An 18,158-nucleotide genomic window follows, 5' to 3' on the forward strand; every position below is an offset into this window, starting at 1 on the left:
TTGGTAGTGATACGTTATTCAGGAATATTGAAAACGATAGGGATGCTATATTTAACATCTACAGGTTCATTTCCGTAATAACCTGGTTTGTCAAATTTTGGAACTAAACCTATAACACGGATTGCTTCTTTTTCTAAAGCAGGATGAGGACCTCTGGCTGTAATACCTTCAATTTCTCCATTTTTATTTATGGTAAAGTTGACATATATTTTTTTGTTCCCAGGCGATAGACCAATATCTGAGGTTATGTTTGTGCTAAAATTTTCACCAATTAGTCTAATTATTTTACTATTCATACACTGCTTCAAACTTGTGTTGTTCGAGCTTGAATTGCACCCGTTATATACAGGGAATTCATCAATCTCTTTAAACGGCATGTCTTTAGAAGAATCTGGTTGGTGCTTTTCAATTTTTAAAGTTCCGTAGTCATTTTCAATAATTTTATAATCTATTTTCACACCATATCTAACTGATGAAAAGGAAGAATCTATCTTAGTTTCATCAAAATCTATTTTAGGAAATTTATGGAGCAAAGAATCTATAATTGCACGTTCTTTTTTGATTGTAAAGTAGGATTCAGTACCTTCTTTAATTAGATTTCCTGAAGAATCAAACTCAAAAAATAACGTTTCACTTAAACGACCATTAGGGTTTATGTTTTTTAAAAAAACCAGATCTTTTTTTGTGATTTTCTTCACAAAAAGAGAGAAAACGAGATAATCAAAAATATATTTTTTATCCTCAGCAGTATTACAACCTTCACAAAAAAGGATATCAAATTCTTCAACAGTTGAAACCTTTGCAGGAGGTGGTGCTATTTGGTTTTGATACTCGGAATAATCGTCTGTTTCGCTTTCCTGTTCTTGCGAAAAAGAATAACTTAATGAAACGAAAAATAGCAGAGGTATAAGTAAATATTTCATGAATTAAAATTTATACAGCAACAACACCTTTAATATGTGGGTGAGGATTATAATCTTCAAGTATGAAATCTTCGAACTTAAAGTCGAAAATGTCTTTTACATCTGGATTGATAATCATTTTTGGTAATGGTCTAATATCTCGAGATAGTTGTAATTCTAATTGCTCAAGATGGTTGTTGTATATATGAGCATCACCAAACGTATGTATAAATTCACCTGGTTGGTAGCCACAAACTTGTGCCATCATCATTGTAAATAGTGCATAAGATGCAATATTAAAAGGTACTCCAAGAAAGATGTCGGCACTACGTTGATAGAGTTGGCAAGATAATTTACCATCAGCTACATAAAATTGAAAAAACGCATGGCAAGGTGGTAAAGCAGCTTTACCATTGGCAACATTTTCTGCGAAAGATTTAGATGTATCTGGTAATACAGAAGGGTTCCATGCAGACACCAACATTCTTCTGCTGTTTGGGTTGTTTTTTAATGTTTCAATAACTTCTTTAATCTGGTCTATATCTTCACTTGCCCAATTGCGCCATTGGTGTCCGTAAACAGGTCCTAAATCTCCGTTTTCATCAGCCCATTCGTTCCAGATTCTAACACCATTTTCAGTTAAATAGTTAATGTTAGTATCACCTTTTAGAAACCAAAGTAATTCATAGATAATGGACTTAAGATGTAGCTTTTTGGTTGTTACCATCGGAAATCCTTCGCTTAAATCAAAACGCATTTGGTAGCCAAAAACACTTTTAGTGCCTGTACCTGTTCTATCTCCTTTTTCGTTGCCGTTTTCTAATACGTGTTTTACTAGGTCGTGATATTGTTTCATGCATACTTCCTGCGAAAGCAGGAATCTCATTTAATTAAACTTTATTTTTAAGCGAAATGCAAATAGCATAATTCAAAAACGAAAATAAAAAAAAGCTTCAAAACCATTGATTTGAAGCCTTATATAATATAAAAAGTTATTAACTGTAAATAATCGAGATTCCTGCTTTCGTAGGTATTGGTTTTTACCCTATTATCATTCCAGCAATGGTAGCAGATATTAAAGAAGCTATTGTACCTCCAATTAAGGCTTTCATACCAAATTTAGATAACTGCTTTCTTTGTCCTGGAGCTAAAGATCCAATACCACCAATTTGAATTCCGATAGAAGCAAAATTAGCAAATCCGCATAGCATATAAGTTGCCATAATTACAGACTTGTTATAGTTTAAATGTGTGGCATTGGCGACATCTTTTAAGTCAGCAAGTTGTATATAGCCAACAAATTCGCTTGCAGCCAATTTAATTCCTAAAAGCTGACCCATCATCATCATATCTTCTTTAGCCACACCAATAAGCCACATTAAAGGAGCAAAAATAGTTCCCAGTATAGCTTCTAAAGAAAAGCTTTGGTAAGGTGTATTTGCAGCCATCCATGTATTTAATGAAGTAACATCGCCAGCCCAACCGAGAATACCGTTAATCATTGCAATAAAAGCTACAAACACTAATAACATTGCTCCAACGTTTACGGCTAGTCTTAAGCCTTCTGTAGTTCCGTTAGCAATGGCATCTAAAAGGTTAGCACCGATTTTTTCTTGAGAGACTTTAACATCTGTATTGATGTCTTCTGTTTGTGGGTATAATATTTTTGAAATGACAATAGCACCTGGTGCTGCCATAACTGACGCTGCTAACAAATGTTTTGCATATAATAATCGCATAGCAGGATCGTCACCACCTAAAAAGCCAATATAAGCTGCTAATACAGCACCAGCTACAGTGGCCATTCCGCCAATCATGACTAAAAGAATTTCGGACTTATTCATTTTCTCTAAATAAGCCTTAATTAACAACGGAGCTTCGGTTTGTCCTAAGAAAATATTTCCGGCAACACTTAGACTTTCCGCTCCAGATATCTTTAGAAGTTTAGTTAATAACCAACCAAAGCCTTTAACCACTCTTTGGATAATACCTAGATAGAATAAGACAGATGTTAATGCAGAAAAGAATAAAATCGTTGGTAATACCTGAAATGCGAAAATGAAACCAAAGGTGTCCATGTCCACAACCAAACCTTCAAACAAAAACTTACTACCTTCTCTTGTAAAATCTAAGACGCTTACAAAAACACTTCCGATACTTTCAAAAATAGTTTTTACAAATCCAACCCTTAGTACACCAATAGCGATAAGTAACTGAAAAGCTAAACCAATTCCTACAGTTTTCCAGTTTATAGCTTTTCGGTTGCTACTAAACAGAAAAGCAATAACAATTAGAGTAAACATACCTAAAATACCTCGCCATAAACTATTAAAGGAAAAACCTTGACTTGGTTTAATTGTGTTTTCTGTATTTTCACCTGTTATGGCGGAAGCTATAGCAGTACTTTTAGATTCTAAAGATTTGAAACTATATGTTGTTAGTTTTTCAGTAAAAACAAGTGTTGAATCTGTAAACTCACGAACCTTATATTTTCTGATAGTGTCTTTTGGTGTGTTGTAATAAAAGACCAAAAGATTATTTTGAAATGTATAATGACCAGAAGCTTTAAGGCTATCTTTGCTTAGTAGTTTGTAATCAAAATCACCATCCCTAAATTTTAATATATCAGAATCTGAAATGGATAATGCTTCACCTGTTTGGGTGTTTTCAATTGTGGTGAACTGCCATGTTTTTTCTAGCTCTTGTGCTGTAATTGATGAAACTCCAATAAATATAGCAATAAGGGCTTTGAAAAAATGATTCATAAAAAGGGGTGTTAGTTAGCGCTTAGAAATTTCGTCTCTTATTTTTGCAGCCTTTTCATAATCTTCATTATTTACGGCTTCTTCTAAAAGGCTATTCAATTCTTCTAAAGATTTGTCTTTATAACCTTCTTGGTCGGCAACTGCATTTTCTATTTCTTCAGCTATAAAATCATCGACAAGTATGCTATCTTGTTCTTCATCCTCTTTTTTAGGATTTACTTTAAGGTATATACCTGCTTTGTCTAAAATGTTTTTGTAAGTAAAGATTGGTGCCTGAAAACGTAATGCTAATGCAATGGCATCACTGGTTCTGGCATCAATGATTTCTTCAATTTTATCGCGCTCACAAATAAGACTAGAGTAGAAGACACCATCAACTAATTTGTGAATAATGACTTGTTTCACAACAATATCAAATCTGTCGGCAAAATTTTTGAATAAATCGTGAGTTAAAGGTCTTGGTGGACGAATTTCTTTCTCTAGTGCAATAGCAATAGATTGCGCTTCAAAAGCACCAATAACAATAGGAAGTTTTCTGTCACCATCAACTTCATTAAGTATTAAGGCATACGCGCCATTTTGTGTTTGGCTGTAGGAAATACCTTTTATATTTAAACGAACTAAACTCATGAATTTTAAAACACAAAGAACTGTTTAAATTTGGACTTTACCAACTGCAAAATGCAGAATTGGATATTTTTCTCAATACTTTCGATGAAACGTAAACCTATTAAGAAAATCTAAATTTAAACAGTCCTTTAATATTACAAGGTAATAAAATTATGCGTTTTGAGCTTTAAAAGCTTTTAGTTTTTCTATTAATGTTGGTACTACTTCAAACGCATCACCAACAACTCCATAGTCAGCTGCTTTAAAGAAAGGAGCTTCAGGATCTGTGTTAATAACAACTTTTACTTTAGAAGCATTAATACCTGCTAAATGCTGAATTGCACCAGAGATACCAACAGCAATGTATAGGTTAGACGCAACAGGCTTACCTGTTTGCCCAACATGCTCGCTATGAGGTCTCCAACCAAGGTCAGATACAGGCTTAGAACATGCAGTTGCAGCACCTAAAACATCTGCTAACTCTTCTATCATTCCCCAATTTTCTGGACCTTTTAATCCTCTACCACCAGATACTACTATTTCTGCATCTGCAATACTTACTTTGTCTGTTGCTTTGTCTACAGACTCTACGCTAACACCAGAGTCTGGTATTGAAGGTGAGAAATCTTCAACAGAAGCACTACCACCAGCTTCAATAATTCCGAAAGAATTGTTAGATAAACCAACGATTTTTACATCTGTATTTATTTCTGTATTAGCAAAAGCTTTGTTTGTAAAAGCAGTTCGTTTCACTGTAAAAGGAGAAGTGCTAGATGGTGCTTCTACTACATTAGAAACATATCCTGCATCTAAACCTACAGCTAATAAGGGTGCTAAGTATTTACTGTCTGCACTAGAACTTAAAACAACAACTTTTGTACTTTCATTTTTAGCAGCTTGCTCTATAACAGCTGCGTATTTTTTAGCGTTAAATTTATTTAGACTTTCATCTTTTACAGACAATACTTTAGAAGCACCATAAGCGCCTAGACTATCACTATTGTCTGCATTAATGGCAACAGCAGTTACTGTTGTGCCCATTTGGTCTGCAACAGCTTTTGCGTAAGAAACGACTTCTAAAGCTGCTTTTTTAAATTTTCCGTTTTCTGATTCTGTATATACTAAAACTGACATAATTCTTTTTTTAAATGACTTTAGCTTCGTTGTGAAGTAAATTTACTAACTCATCGATATTATCGGCATCGACTAACTTAACCGCACCTTTAGGTGCAGGTTTTTCGAAACTAGCAGTTGTAGTTTCTGAATTAGTAGCTACAGGCTCAACAACATTTAACGGTTTTTTACGAGCCATCATAATACCTCTCATATTTGGGATACGAAGATCACTTTCTTCAACAATACCTTTTTGTCCTGCAATAACTAAAGGAAGTGAAGTACTTACAGTTTCTTTACCACCATCAATTTCTCTTACAGCTTTTGCATTAGTACCATCAACTTCTAATCCTATACAGTTAGCTACAAAGTTAGCGTCTGTCATTGCTGCTAACATACCAGGAACCATTCCGCCATTATAATCAATAGACTCTCTTCCTGCTATAACTAAGTCGTAACCACCATCTTTAACCACTTTTGCTAATTGTTTTGCAACAGAAAAACCATCAGTAGCTTCTGTGTTAACTCTTATAGCAGTATCGGCACCAATAGCCAATGCTTTTCTTAATGTTGGCTCAGTTTCTGCACCACCTACGTTGATAACATCTACGCTTGCACCTTGCTTTTCTTTAAACCACATTGCTCTGGTTAAACCAAACTCGTCATTAGGATTAATTACAAATTGTACACCATTAGTGTCAAACTTAGTGTCGCCATCTGTAAAGTTAATTTTGGAAGTCGTATCAGGTACGTGGCTGATACATACTAAAATCTTCATACTTATATCTTATTTAAGTTTACATTATTATGTGAAATTTTACGATAACGATTTCGCTAACCATTTGTAAAACATCAAAAAATTGCGGTTACGAAGGTAAATATTTTATTTCGAATATTTACTATGCGTGCATAATAAATTTTAAAGAAATTTGAGCTACTTAGTTTTTCATTTATTGCTATTTTTGTTCTTCGTTTAAAAAGAAAATAATGAAGACAATTCAATTTAGAGAAGCTATCGCTGAAGCCATGAGCGAAGAAATGCGTAGAGATGAAAGCATTTATCTTATGGGTGAAGAAGTTGCAGAATACAATGGTGCTTATAAAGCATCAAAAGGGATGTTAGATGAATTTGGACCAAAGCGCGTTATAGATACACCTATTGCAGAACTTGGTTTTGCTGGTGTGGCAATTGGTTCTACAATGACTGGTAACCGTCCTATTGTAGAGTATATGACGTTTAATTTCTCTTTGGTTGGTATTGATCAAATTATTAACAACGCTGCAAAAATTAGACAAATGTCTGGCGGACAATTTAAATGCCCAATTGTATTTAGAGGTCCAACAGCATCTGCAGGTCAGTTAGCAGCAACACACTCCCAAGCTTTTGAGAGTTGGTTTGCTAATACACCAGGTCTTAAGGTGGTTGTGCCATCTAATCCTTATGATGCAAAAGGACTTTTAAAATCTGCAATTAGAGATGACGATCCGGTAATTTTTATGGAAAGTGAGCAGATGTATGGAGATAAAGGTGAAGTACCAGAAGGTGAATACACAATTCCATTAGGTGTTGCTGATATTAAGAGAGAAGGAACAGATGTTACTATAGTATCTTTTGGAAAGATTATAAAAGAGGCTTTTAAAGCAGCGGACGAATTAGAAAAAGAAGGTATCTCTTGTGAGGTTATAGATTTAAGAACTGTACGTCCTATGGACAGAAAAACAGTTGTAGAATCTGTAAAGAAGACTAATAGACTTGTTGTGGTGGAAGAAGCTTGGCCTTTTGGTAATGTAGCAACAGAAATTACATACTTAGTACAATCTGAAGCGTTTGATTATTTAGATGCTCCAGTTGTAAAAATTAATACTGCAGATACACCTGCGCCATATTCACCAGTACTTTTAGAAGAGTGGTTGCCTAATAGCGATGACGTTGTAAAAGCGGTGAAAAAAGTAATGTATAAATAAATAAATCGCAGTTTTCTGCGTTTAATAAACTTCATTAATAACCAAAAACTAATTTTAGCACGGTTGTTGATGAAGTTTATTGTTTAAATATGAAGTTAAAACTATTCTTTGCCCTTTTTATTATTGGCTTAACCTCAGCTTTGTCTCAAACAAAAGTTAGTGGTTACGTTTATGATGTAAACGATGAGCCAATTCCTTTTGCAAACGTAGTTTTTAAAGGTTCTACCGAAGGTACTATTACAAACGAAGACGGACGATTTTATTTAGAGTCTGACGAGACTTGGGATGCTTTAATGGTTTCTTTTGTTGGTTATGAAGTTTTAGAATTTCCACTTACTAAAAAAGTAAACTACGACTTAAGATTTATACTAAAAGAAGAAGCAGAGTCATTAAAAGAGGTTGTTGTAGTTAGTGGCAAGCAATCAAAAAAAGCTTCAGAAAATCCTGCTATACGTATTCTAAAAAAGATTTGGGAGCGTAAAAGACAAAACGGACTCAGCCAGTTTAAACAATACGAGTACGACCAATACGAAAAAGTAGAGTTTGACCTTAATACCATAGATAGTGCGCTAATAAAAAGTAAACTGTTTAAGGGTATGGAGTTTGTTTTTGAAGAAGTTGATACCTCCTCAGTAACAGGTAAAACGTATTTGCCAATTTTCCTGAATGAGTCTGTAAAAAAGGTTTACGGCGATAATGAAAGAAATGAAAAGCGAGAGGATTTAGTAGGAAATAAAAACTCAGGATTTAGTAACAATCAGGTTATTATAGATTTTATAGATGACTTATATTCAGACTATAATATTTACGATAACTATTTAAAATTCTTTGATAAGAGTTTTGTAAGTCCGTTGAGTCGTACAGGTATTCAAACCTATAACTATGTACTTTCAGATAGTGCATACATAGATAATAAATGGTGTTATAATATCATTTACTACCCAAGACGAAAAAATGAATTGACCTTTAAAGGAGACTTTTGGGTTAATGATTCAACTTATGCAATCAAAGAAATAAATCTTCAGGCCTCTAAAAGTGCCAATATCAACTGGGTAAAAGAAATTTATATAGAGCAGGAATTTGAAGTTTTAAATGATTCGGTTTTTCTTATAAAACGCGATTATTTTCTTTCGGATTTTGCCCTAAATAAAAAAGAAAAATCGAGAGGTGTTTACGGTAAACGTACTACGTTGTATGATAATTATCAATTCAATCAGCCAAAGGATGAAAAATTCTATGATAAGGTAGTTTATACTTATGATGCTGATATTTATAATAGAGAAGACGATTTTTGGGAAAAGAATAGGTTAGAGGCTTTAAACAAAGACGAAAAGGGTGTTTACAAAATGTTAGACACTTTAAAAACTGTAAAAAAATTCAAGCGTCTTTATAATCTCGGAAGTATACTCGCCTCAGGATATGTAGAATTCCCGAGTATAAATTTTGATTACGGTCCAATTTTTTCAACATTCGGTTTTAATGAAGTTGAAGGATTGCGTCTTAGAACAGGTGGACGAACCTATTTTGGTCCAAACGATTTATGGAGGCTAGAAGGTTTCTTAGCTTATGGCTTTAGAGATGATAAATTCAAATATGGTATTTCTGGTAAGTGGTTGTTAGATAAACGGAGCCGATTAACCATTTTTGGTGGTAATAGGCGAGATATAGAGCAGATTGGCGCAAGTCTAACAAGTTCTACTGACGTTTTGGGTAGAAGCTTAGCCTCTAGTGCAGTTTTTACAGCAGGTTCAAACGATAAATTAACCAATATTAATTTGACCAATTTAGGGTTTTCAATTGAACCACTTCGGAATTTTGAAGTGCGTTTAGACGGAAGTTTTAGAACCTTAAGTTCAGCATCACCAACCTTCAGTTTAGATTATAACAATCCTGAATCTTCAACAGGAATTTCATCAGAGATTAAACAGTTTGAAAGCAGGTTGGCTTTATCCTATTTTCCAAAGCGTGAAATGACAGGCTTTGGTGTAGAACGAAAAGAGAAGAACGATAATTTTGCCAGACTTTTTGCTCAGGTTACACGTGGGGATCGCAATTGGTTTGATAGTGATTTTGATTATACCAAAGTACAGTTTTCTTATATCCAACCATGGCAAGTAGGTGGTTTTGGGCGTTTAGTGACGTCGATTGAAGCTGGTAAAACATTTGGTGAAGTACCACTAGGTTTGCTAAGTGTGGTTCCTGGTAACCAAACCTATTTCTCAATATACAATACATTCTCACAACTCGATTTTTATGAGTTTGTTACAGATACATATACTTCTGTTCATTTTGAACACAATTTTAATGGTCGCCTTTTTTCTCGAATCCCATTTTTAAAGAAATATAATCTTAGAGCAATTGTTGGTCTGCGAGGTGTTTGGGGAGAACTGTCTGATGAAAACATAGCTTTAAGTACTACAGGAAATCCAGTTGAATTTCCACTTTTAGCACCAGATACACGCATGTATTATGAGTATAGTTTTGGTGTGGCTAATATTTTCAAGATTCTAAGAATAGATTTCAACTTTAGAGGTAATTATTTAGACAATCCAGATGCCAGACGTTTTGGAGTTACAGGTAGTTTTGGCTTTTATTTCTAAAAGGAACATGTCAGCGTCTACGTTTTAGGTTATATTTTCGTTATTATTCTATAATAGAATTGGTCTAACGTCATCAAACACTTATATTTGCAACCTTTTTAATTATATTAATGATGACAGATTCAACCCAATTAACCTTCGATGTTTTAATAGAAATCCCTAAAGGGAGCCGTAATAAATATGAATACGATTTTGCATTAAACAAAATTAGATTCGATAGAATGCTTTTTTCGTCAATGATGTATCCTGGTGACTATGGTTTTGTGCCAGAAACTTTAGCTTTAGATAGCGACCCATTAGATGTTTTGGTTTTAGGAACAGAGCCTACATTTCCAATGGTAGTAATGGAGGTAAGACCTATAGGAGTTTTTCATATGACAGATGAAAAGGGACCAGATGAGAAAATAATTTGTGTGCCAGTTTCGGATCCAATTTGGAGTAACAATCATGACATTAGTGATTTAAATCCGCACAGGCTAAAAGAGATAGAACACTTTTTTCAAGTTTACAAGGATTTAGAGGAAAAGAAAGTAGATGTAGGTGGATGGGGAAATGCCGAAGAAGCTATAAAAATATACCAAGAGTGTGTAAAGCGTTATGATGAAAGTGAACATAAGAAAAAGCGAACTTTCACTATTTAGTACTTTGTGAAATAAGCACTTTTTTATAATAATAATCTAAAAAAAAGCAATATCAATTATTGATATTGCTTTTTTTCGTAAAATTTGATTGATTTTACTACTTTTGCCCAGTTTGAAAAGCGAATAACTAATCTCAATAAATATTATATGGAATCAAACATAATTTATGTACCGATGGCATTAGCAATTGTAGGATTGCTTTTTATGTTCGTTAAAATGTCTTGGGTAAAAAAGCAACCTGCAGGCGATGAAAAAATGCAAAGTATTTCTAAATCAATTAAAGAAGGTGCTCTAGCATTTTTGGCAGCAGAATATCGATTATTACTAGTATTTGTAGTAATGGCAGCTGTGGCATTAGGGGTTGTATCATATTTAGTACCAACCACGCATTGGATCATTATTGTTGCTTTTGTTTTTGGAGCAGTATTTTCTGGTTTAGCCGGAAATATTGGTATGCGAATAGCAACTGATGCAAACGCTAGAACAGCTGAGGCTGCAAAAACAAGTTTGCCACATGCTTTAAAAGTGTCTTTTGGTGGTGGAACTGTAATGGGGCTTGGTGTAGCTGGACTTGCTGTTTTAGGTATTAGCTTGTTCTTTTTTATTTTCCTTAAAATGTTTGTAACCGGAGAAAACAGTTTTTATGATGAAATGACAGTTGCTCTTGAAGCTTTGGCTGGATTCTCATTAGGTGCTGAGTGTATAGCATTATTCGCAAGAGTAGGTGGAGGAATCTATACCAAAGCTGCTGATGTAGGAGCTGATTTAGTTGGTAAAGTAGAAGCAGGTATACCAGAGGATGATCCACGTAATCCAGCAACTATTGCAGATAACGTTGGGGATAATGTTGGTGATGTTGCAGGTATGGGAGCCGATTTATTTGGGTCTTATGTTGCTACGGTTTTAGCAGCTATGGTACTTGGTAACTACGTGATAAGAGATATGTCTACAGGAGCGCCATTTACTGATGCTTTTAATAATATGGGACCAATCCTTTTACCTTTAGTTATTGCAGGTGTAGGTGTTTTAGCTTCTATTTTAGGAACATTCTTAGTGCGTATTTCTAGTAATGACGCTAAAGAATCTGTGGTTCAAAAAGCTTTAGATACAGGTAACTGGGTTTCTATTGGAATTACTTGGGTAGCTTCATGGTTTTTAATCCGTTGGATGTTACCAATGACTATGGAAATGAACTTTTTTGGAGAAGGTTTAAAGACAATTCCTTCTAGACATGTATTTTATGCTGCTACTATAGGTTTGGCTGTTGGAGCTTTAATTTCTATGGTTACTGCATACTACACAAGTTTGGGTAAAACACCAGTTTTAAAAATTGTTAAAAATTCATCTACAGGCGCAGCTACTAATATTATATCAGGTTTAGCTGTTGGTATGAAATCTACATTTTTATCTGTAATTCTTTTTGCTGTAGCAATTTGGAGTGCTTATGTATTGGCAGGATTCTATGGAGTAGCTTTAGCTGCTTCAGCAATGATGGCTACTACAGCAATGCAGTTGGCTATTGATGCATTTGGTCCAATCGCTGATAATGCAGGTGGTGTAGCAGAAATGAGTGAATTAGAGCCGCATGTTCGTGAGCGTACAGATATTTTAGATTCAGTAGGTAATACAACAGCAGCAGTAGGTAAAGGATTTGCTATTGCTTCTGCAGCTTTAACAGCGTTAGCTTTATTTGCTGCGTATGTAACTTTTACTGGTATTGATGGGATTAACATTTTTAAAGCACCTGTGTTAGCGGCATTGTTTATCGGTGGAATGATTCCTGTAATTTTCTCAGCACTTGCAATGGAGTCTGTTGGTAAAGCAGCAGGTCAGATGGTAGAGGAAGTTAGAAGACAGTTTAGAGAAATACCTGGGATTATGGAAGGAACAGGTACTCCTGAATATGGAAAATGTGTAGATATTTCAACTAAAGCAGCATTAAAAGAAATGATAATACCTGGTCTTATCACTATAGTAACTCCAGTAGTAATGGGAATAGGTACAGCGCTAGTAAACGATGATTTTTTACTTGGTGCAGAAGTACTAGGTGGTTATATGGCAGGAGTTTGTGTTTCTGGTGTAATGTGGGCTATCTTTCAAAATAATGCTGGTGGAGCTTGGGACAACGCTAAAAAATCATTTGAAGCAGGTGTTGAAATTAATGGGAAAACATTTTACAAGCACAAAGATGATAACCCATCACCTCCGCATCAAGCAGCAGTAACAGGTGATACTGTTGGTGATCCTTTTAAAGATACTTCGGGTCCTTCTATGAACATTTTAATTAAATTAACGTGTTTGGTAGGTTTGGTTATAGCACCAATTTTAGGTGGTCACTCTTCTGAAGAAGGTTTGGCTAATAATGAAAAAGAAGTCTCAATAGAAATGACTATTGAGTCTAAAGACATGGCAAAAGCTACAGTAAACTACTCTACTATTAAAGATGGTGAAAAGGTTTCTGAGGTTATTGTTTTTGAAGGCACTGAGGCAGAAGTGAAAAAAGAATTAGAAGCTTTTGAAGCTACTGTTAAAAGTGAAGCTAAAAACGTCGAAAAAATTATCGAAGAGGTAAATATTACTAAGGAATAATTTTTTAATAACTAGTTATTAAAACCACGCTAAACAGCGTGGTTTTTTTATTTTTACGTACTAAGATTAATAGATGTTTAAAAAAGATCCACTTCAAATCATTGCATTTCAGGGTTATGGTACAGATACCCATTTTTATGCACGTGGCAGAGCTTTAGAAGACGAATCTATTGATCTCGAAAATCAAAATACTTGGCATCTTATTATCAATACTTGGAAACGTTTTGAAACCGATGAAATTAAAAATGTAGGGATTTCTATTAAACTTCCGGAAGGAACAATTCTTAAAGGTAAAACAGATAGAGATGGTTATTATAAAATTGAAGCCAATTTAGCTGAGCTATCAAAACTTGTCAATGACGAAGGTTGGTTGCCTTTTGAATTGTCTTATAACGATGTAAACATTAAAAGAACCATTCAAAATGATAATAGATTTCCGGGTGAAATATTAATACCTTCAGTAGAAGCACAGTTTGGTGTTGCTAGTGATATAGATGATACTATTATTCATACTGGTGTGGTGAGTACTTTAAAGTGGGAAGTCATTTATAATTCGGTATTTAAACATGCTAAAAACAGAATTCCTCTAGAAGGAGCAGCAGACTTTTATCATAAATTACATAGAGGTGTTTCAGGTAAAAATTCTAACCCTATTTTTTATGTTAGTCATAGTCCTTGGAATCTCTATCGTTATCTAGAGTTGTTTTTAAGACAACACAATTTTCCTAAGGGGCCAATTTTGCTTAGAAACTTCAGTAATCTTCTTAGGAAACAACCGCAAGATCAAAAACCACAGAAGCAGAAAGAAATTCTTCATCTCTTAAAAACCTATCCTAATTTGCCATTTATACTAATAGGTGATAGTGGCGAGCACGATCCAGAGATCTATATGGAGATAGCAGAAGAGTTTCCAGATAGAATATTGGCAATATATCTACGCACTGTTAAACACAAAAAGAAAATGCTTCGCGTAAAAAACCTTGTAGATAATTATAAAACCACAGAGGTATTATTGGTAGAAAGTAGTGCGCAAGCTATTGAGCATGCCAGAGAATACGGTTTTATAGCCTAGAATAAACCGTTTATTTCTGCGTCAATTTTGTTGATGATACCACCCAAATCTTCAGGATTGGCAACAAAGTCTAAATTGTCAACGTCAATGATTAGTAAATTGCCTTTGTCATACTTAGTGATCCAAGCTTCGTAACGTTCGTTAAGACGACTTAAATAGTCAATACTTATAGTGTTCTCATAATCACGTCCACGCTTATGGATTTGAGCTACTAAATTAGGAATAGAACTTCTTAGGTAAATTAGCAAGTCTGGTCCTTTCACAAAAGATTCCATCAATTCAAACAACGATGAATAATTTTCAAAATCACGATTGGTCATTAAGCCCATGGCGTGCAAGTTAGGTGCGAAAATATGGGCATCTTCATAGATGGTTCTGTCCTGTATAATGTCTTTACCACTAGTTTGAATTTGGCTAATTTGACGAAATCTACTATTGAGAAAATATACTTGTAAATTGAAACTCCAACGTTCCATTTGATTGTAAAAATCATCTAAGTAAGGATTGTCTACAACGTCTTCTAATTGCGCTTCCCATTTGTAATGTTTAGCTAACATTTTAGTCAACGTCGTCTTTCCTGCTCCTATGTTTCCAGCAATTGCAAAATGCATAATTTATTGTAGTTTAAGTTGGTATTGACGTAGAATTTCGTCGTGGTAAATATACAAGGTTTCGTTGGTTACCAAAAACTGACTTATTAACAAATTTGGGTGTTCTATGGGTTGTATTTCATCACTGTTTTTAGATAGTAAAAAGAGATTGTTTTCTTTTCTTAAAACCAGTTGCGCCTTACTAAATGCCATGTTTTCATAACCTTTGTTAGGGTATTTAGCAATTAAACTTCCGAAATAATTATAGATATACAGATACTTTTCGGTAAGCATATAGCAATTGTTATAATCGCTCTTTAAATCTAAAACTTCAGATTGTACAGGTACTGTTTTTTGCTTTATTTTATTGGTCTTGTAATCGTATAATTCTAATTGCTGTAAATCCTGATTAAATATCCAAAGCGTATTGTCATAACCTGTAGATACAAAACTTACGTTTTTATAATTTTGAAGCGTATTGAAGTCTACTTTAAAAACTTCAGCTAAACGATTATCTAAAATAACGACAGTATTAAAATCTTTATAAAAAAGATTGATTTTTAATGGGTTGAATGTGTTTGCAGTTGTGATTTCACCAAGTTGAAAGTTGGCATACGTAATGGTAGTGTCTTTAGTTTTTTTGTTAAACGTATTATCATCTGTAGCGTAATATAACGTACCAAAAGTATCTATACCATAGACAGATTTTGCCTTTATTTTGGTAGAATCATTTAACTGCATTTGCACTTTGTTTTGGGCAAAAACAGAAACACTCAAAAGAAAAAAGAAATAAGCTATACGTTTCATACAAGACAGAAAAATACAAAAATTGCACCAATGATTGTGTCATTCTGAACTTGTTTCAGAATTTTTTCAAAATTAAAAAGAAACATTATGTTTAATACAAAAACAGTACAAGGCTTTAATCCGTGAGCTTGTATCCAAACCCACGAACATTTATAATTTGTATGCTCTCGTCTTTTTTAAGTTTTTTTCTGAGCTTGGTTATAAAAACATCCATGCTTCTGGCAGAGAAAAAATCGTCCGTTCCCCAAAGTTTGTTGAGAATTAAAGAACGGTCTAAAACCTGATTTTTATTTTTAATTAAGTGAAACAATAAATGTGCTTCTCTGTGAGTAAGTTGAATGCCTTCTTCGTTTTCAAAAAAGAGGTGTTGTTTAGGAAAATCAAAAGTGTACTTACCAATCACTAAACTTTCAGATGTTTTTTGAACTTTGGTACGGTTTAGTAAATTGTGAATGCGTACAATAAGCTCTTCCATACTAAATGGTTTCTTCAAGTAATCATTACCACCAATAGAAAATCCTTCAACGACATCTGCTGTTTGTGATTTAGCAGTTAAAAAAATAATAGGAATAGCATCATCAATAGCTCTTATATCCTTTGCTAGAGTAAAGCCGTCTTTTTTTGGCATCATTACATCGAGAACCAGTATTTCAGGTTGTTCAGACTGATATTTTTCAAATGCTTTTTCACCATCGTTACAAAGTACCACATCAAAATCTCTGGTCTCTAAACTTTCTTTTATAATCTGTCCCAATGCGGCTTCATCTTCAGCCAGAAGTAGTTTTATTTTTTCAGCCATTTGGAAGTGTAATTTTAAAAGTGGTTAAATCTTTTGCTAAGCTAACATCAATAGTGCCTCCATGTTTTTCAATAATAGATTTGGTGTAATATAAACCAATGCCAAAGCCTTTTACATCGTGTGTATTGCCTTTTGGTACACGATAAAATTTTTCAAAAATACGTTCTTTGTTGGCTTTAGATAATGTGTTTCCGTTGTCCGAAATTAGAATTTCAAAATTTTTTTCCTTCGGAATTAAATCAATAGAAATAATATCGCCTCCGTATTTAACGGCATTGTCTAAAATGTTATTTAAAGCGTTTTCAAAATGAAAACTATCTACTTTAATTTCTAAATGTTCAACTTTAAGACTCGTGTTAAATTCTTTTTCAGGATATTGAATTTTATAGCGTCGAGATAAATCATTTAAGAGTGTTACAACATCAATCGATTCTTTGTTAAGTTCTAATTTATCACTATCTAAAGTTGCTGTTTCCAACAGTTTTTCAACCATAAGATTCAGTTTTTCTAACTGCTGCGAAGACATGTTAATATAGTTTTTCGTTTTCTCTTTGTCCTCAATGGCATTAAAGTTATTAATACTTTCTAGAGCTACTCCTATGGTGGCAATAGGTGTTTTAAACTCGTGTGTAATATTGCTAATAAGGTCGTTTTTTACTTCGGCGAGTTGTTTTTGATGTTTTATAATTTTTAGTAGATAAAAAAGACTGCTTATTACAGCCGCTATAAGTAATGTTGAAATAAGAATACCACCAAGGCTTCGTTTTAGAACTAACGCAGTTTCATTGGTAAAACTAATACCTAATGTACTTCCTTTTGGTAAGAAGGTAGACTTTGAACTTGTTTTCAATCTTTTGGATGTGTACCGAATGGAATCGGTCTTGTTTTCTTTGCCATTATCGAAATGTAAGTCGTAATCTAGGAAAAGTTTTTTTCTCAATAATTCTATACCAACCAAACTATCTAGTTCAACTAAATCTAGGCTGTCATTATTAATAGAAACCACAATTTTTGAAGTTAGCATTTCAATTTGATAGGCATCAGTTAAGGTTTTAGGATTTTTAATACTATCGAATTTACTTTTAAACTGAAAGGCTTGGTTTGTTCCTTTTACTTTTTTTAGACTGTCAATTTTTAGATTTAACTCTTTAAATTCTATAGGTTTAAGTTTTCTATCAAAGACATCAGACATTGAATCGGCACTAAAACCTCTCATTACTGTAATACCTTCAATTGAATTAACATCAATACTATCCATGTTTTTAAAGCCAAAAGAATCTTCATCGATTTGTTTTAAGAGTTTTTGGATATGACCACCTTCTTTTAATGGATCTTTCTGTTCATCTCCTTCTAAGAAAATTCCAATGGTAGTTCGCTCTGCCAAAGCGGTATAATAATCATCTACAGCTTTATCTAAACTTACCTGAACATCATTAATAAGTTGCTGTTTGTTGGATTGATAGTTCTTGTAGTTCCAAAACACTTGTATGCCTATTGTAACCACAATTACAGTTACAATGGTATACAAAATCCATTTATATCGTTTATCGTTCATACTTCAAAAGTAAATGTAAAAAACTACTTAGCATCAATCGGTTAACACACGTTAACACTAGTTAACCTAAATACTAAAACTTACTTTAGATATTTGTGTTGTAGAAATTTAGAAATCTTAAAAGAATCAATCAAATGACAACAATTATTAG

At 33.7% G+C, this 18,158-nt stretch carries 15 protein-coding genes; 5 read left to right on the forward strand and 10 right to left on the reverse strand.

Annotated elements, in window-relative coordinates; translation table 11 throughout:
* Positions 1–14 precede the first annotated feature (14 nt).
* From MST30_RS08000 to MST30_RS08025, 6 genes are all read right to left on the reverse strand, one after another.
* Positions 15–923, reverse strand: a complete 909-nt coding sequence (locus MST30_RS08000; protein ID WP_243470898.1) for an energy transducer TonB — start codon at positions 921–923, stop codon at positions 15–17.
* A 10-nt stretch (positions 924–933) separates the two neighbouring features.
* Positions 934–1,758, reverse strand: a complete 825-nt coding sequence (locus tag MST30_RS08005; RefSeq protein ID WP_243473869.1) for a thymidylate synthase — start codon at positions 1,756–1,758, stop codon at positions 934–936.
* Between the two features lie 184 nt (positions 1,759–1,942).
* The gene (locus MST30_RS08010; protein ID WP_243470899.1) at positions 1,943–3,667 is read right to left on the reverse strand and encodes a NupC/NupG family nucleoside CNT transporter; all 1,725 of its coding nucleotides are present in this window, start codon (positions 3,665–3,667) and stop codon (positions 1,943–1,945) included.
* A 15-nt stretch (positions 3,668–3,682) separates the two neighbouring features.
* Positions 3,683–4,297 carry a bifunctional nuclease family protein gene (locus tag MST30_RS08015; protein WP_243470900.1) on the reverse strand — a complete coding sequence of 205 codons (615 nt, stop codon included), beginning with the start codon at positions 4,295–4,297 and terminating at the stop codon, positions 3,683–3,685.
* A 150-nt stretch (positions 4,298–4,447) separates the two neighbouring features.
* Entirely contained in the window at positions 4,448–5,410 is a 963-nt protein-coding gene (locus tag MST30_RS08020; protein ID WP_243470901.1) for an electron transfer flavoprotein subunit alpha/FixB family protein, read from the reverse strand.
* A 10-nt stretch (positions 5,411–5,420) separates the two neighbouring features.
* Entirely contained in the window at positions 5,421–6,167 is a 747-nt protein-coding gene (locus MST30_RS08025) for an electron transfer flavoprotein subunit beta/FixA family protein (RefSeq protein ID WP_243470902.1), read from the reverse strand.
* A 209-nt stretch (positions 6,168–6,376) separates the two neighbouring features.
* On the opposite strand from MST30_RS08025, the gene MST30_RS08030 reads away from it, so the two are divergent.
* The 5 genes from MST30_RS08030 to MST30_RS08050 all read left to right on the forward strand — a co-directional run bounded on the left by MST30_RS08030 (position 6,377) and on the right by MST30_RS08050 (position 14,256).
* A complete protein-coding gene (locus tag MST30_RS08030) occupies positions 6,377–7,354 on the forward strand; it encodes a pyruvate dehydrogenase complex E1 component subunit beta (protein WP_243470903.1) in 978 nt (325 codons plus the stop codon).
* Positions 7,355–7,443: 89 nt separating this feature from the next.
* On the forward strand, positions 7,444–9,954 hold the full coding sequence (locus MST30_RS08035; protein WP_243470904.1) for a DUF5686 and carboxypeptidase-like regulatory domain-containing protein: 2,511 nt from the start codon (positions 7,444–7,446) through the stop codon (positions 9,952–9,954).
* Between the two features lie 113 nt (positions 9,955–10,067).
* Positions 10,068–10,595, forward strand: a complete 528-nt coding sequence (locus tag MST30_RS08040; RefSeq protein ID WP_243473870.1) for an inorganic diphosphatase — start codon at positions 10,068–10,070, stop codon at positions 10,593–10,595.
* Between the two features lie 147 nt (positions 10,596–10,742).
* Positions 10,743–13,184: a sodium-translocating pyrophosphatase gene (locus tag MST30_RS08045; protein WP_243470905.1), complete on the forward strand. Its 2,442-nt coding sequence runs from the start codon at positions 10,743–10,745 to the stop codon at positions 13,182–13,184.
* A gap of 73 nt (positions 13,185–13,257) precedes the next feature.
* Positions 13,258–14,256, forward strand: a complete 999-nt coding sequence (locus tag MST30_RS08050) for an App1 family protein phosphatidate phosphatase (protein WP_243470906.1) — start codon at positions 13,258–13,260, stop codon at positions 14,254–14,256.
* On the opposite strand, the gene MST30_RS08055 is transcribed toward MST30_RS08050, so the two are convergent.
* The 4 genes from MST30_RS08055 to MST30_RS08070 form a co-directional block, all read right to left on the reverse strand.
* Positions 14,253–14,867, reverse strand: coding sequence for a deoxynucleoside kinase (locus tag MST30_RS08055; protein WP_243470907.1), 615 nt, complete (start codon positions 14,865–14,867; stop codon positions 14,253–14,255). The genes MST30_RS08050 and MST30_RS08055 overlap by 4 nt on opposite strands.
* 3 nt (positions 14,868–14,870) lie before the next feature.
* Positions 14,871–15,653, reverse strand: coding sequence for a hypothetical protein (locus MST30_RS08060; RefSeq protein ID WP_243470908.1), 783 nt, complete (start codon positions 15,651–15,653; stop codon positions 14,871–14,873).
* 115 nt (positions 15,654–15,768) lie between these two features.
* Positions 15,769–16,452, reverse strand: a complete 684-nt coding sequence (locus MST30_RS08065) for a response regulator transcription factor (RefSeq protein WP_243470909.1) — start codon at positions 16,450–16,452, stop codon at positions 15,769–15,771.
* Positions 16,445–18,007 (reverse strand): sensor histidine kinase, encoded by a 1,563-nt coding sequence (locus MST30_RS08070; RefSeq protein WP_243470910.1) that lies wholly within the window; start codon positions 18,005–18,007, stop codon positions 16,445–16,447. Before MST30_RS08070 ends, MST30_RS08065 begins: the two co-directional genes overlap by 8 nt.
* Positions 18,008–18,158 lie beyond the last annotated feature (151 nt).

Source organism: Winogradskyella sp. MH6, from assembly GCF_022810765.1.
Classification (GTDB): Bacteria; Bacteroidota; Bacteroidia; order Flavobacteriales; family Flavobacteriaceae; genus Winogradskyella.